The following is a 1,679-nucleotide window of genomic DNA, read 5'->3' as shown; positions in this document are numbered from 1 at the left end:
TGAACTGCCCCCTGTCAAGTAGACAGTGGAAATAATAAAAAGGATTTATGCGGCCTTATTCCTACACTCCATAGGACTGAGGCCGTTTAATCTTTTCTGGTATCGCTCCACATTATAGAAATGGATGTATTCCTCTATAGCTTGAACTAATTGCTCATATGTTTGATACTCGTTCTTATGCAAATAATACTTCTCACATTTTAATGTGCCCCAAAACGATTCTATAGGTCCATTATCGATGCACCTTCCTACTCTCGACATACTGTGTTTCATTCCAGCTTCATCTATTATTTTTTTAAAACCAAGAGAGGTGTATTGGAATCCACGGTCACTATGTAGTAAAGGTTTCGCTCCAGGTGAAGCTTTTAGTGCTTGCGTTAACGTATTAAAAACTAACGGATTATTGTTAGAAGTACTAATCTCATAGCTCACAATAGAACCATCATACAAGTCCAAAATGGCGCTTAAGTAGGCCTTCTGAGACTGCCCATATTTAAATTCCGTGACATCTGTAACCCATTTCTCATTTGGTTTGGCTGCTGTGAATTTCCGATTCAATAGATTGTCGGCAATATGTTGTGGTGTAGACTTTGGATAACGTTTTTTCTTTCGACGAATAACCGCCTGTATACCGGTTATTTTCATTAGACGATAAATACGTTTATGATTAAGTGGACGGCCTAATTGACGTTCCAAATTCATCTGCATCCGACGGTATCCATAGATCCCATCCACTTGTTTGTGGAGGTTTTGCATTTTCTCTACTAACATTTCATTGAATTGGTCTTCTTCTGTAGGGGTTCGGTCTAACCATTTATAATAGGAAGCGCGTGCCACCCCTGCTATTTCGCACAATAACAAAATAGCAAAACCTTCTTCTTCGTGAAGTTGTTGAATCGCTATATAGTGTTGGTCTAAACGCACTCGGCTTAAGACCGCCCCCTTTCGATCTCCTCTAACTTTTTTAAAAAAGCATTCTCCGCACGCAACCGTTCATTCTCTTTTTCTATTCGACGCATTTCTAGCTTCATTTTTTGTTCTGGTGTTAATTCTTCCTTTGTTTTGGAACGACCACGTTGGTCTTTTAAAGCATCCCAACCACCATTTTCATACTTGCGTACCCATTGATAAACCTGTTGATAGGAAACTTGATGGGTTACCGCTGTCTTTTGGTAATCCTTCTCATTGTCTAAGGCTGCTTGAACAATTTCAATACGTTCCTGCCACGTCGTTTTTCTCCCTTTGGTCATAGTGTTACTCATTCCTTCCGATTGTCCTTGTATTTCTCTATGACCATTATAATCTTTTATCCACTTTCTCAAAACAGATGTACTGGATATATCGTACTTTTCGATCACATCTCTTAGTGAGAAGTGTTTGGATAGATAATCAGAAATAGCTGCAAGCTTCTCTTCTTTCGTATACACTTTATTCTTAGGAGAGGCTCTATTTAAACCTCCCCATCCGTATTTATCTACGGATTTCTTCCAATCCATAAGCGATGTGTGATGTACACCATACTTTTGATAAATACCCCTTAAGCTAAAATCTTTGTTTTCGTATGCTTCCAATACCATCCGTTTAAATTCAATAGTATAACCTTTTCTAGACATAAAAGTAACTCCCCCCAAGTAACAGATTTTTATTTTTTATCTGTCTACTTAGAAGGGAGCATATCA

1 protein-coding gene is annotated in these 1,679 nt (G+C 38.3%); it reads right to left on the bottom strand.

The window, feature by feature from the left end; genetic code table 11:
- Positions 1–45: 45 nt before the first annotated feature.
- Positions 46–1,613 (bottom strand): IS3 family transposase gene (locus ACTWP4_RS22450; RefSeq protein WP_443131015.1). Its coding sequence is split into 2 segments (ribosomal slippage): positions 46–977 and positions 977–1,613, totalling 1,569 coding nucleotides; the frame shifts between segments, so codons are not numbered across the junction.
- Between the last annotated feature and the right edge of the window lie 66 nt (positions 1,614–1,679).

Source organism: Gracilibacillus sp. D59 (genome assembly GCF_052246695.1).
In the GTDB taxonomy this organism is placed as follows: Bacteria; Bacillota; Bacilli; order Bacillales; family Amphibacillaceae; genus Gracilibacillus.
The sequence above is the reverse complement of the archived record's forward strand: the minus strand, read 5'-3'. Positions and strand labels throughout refer to the sequence as shown.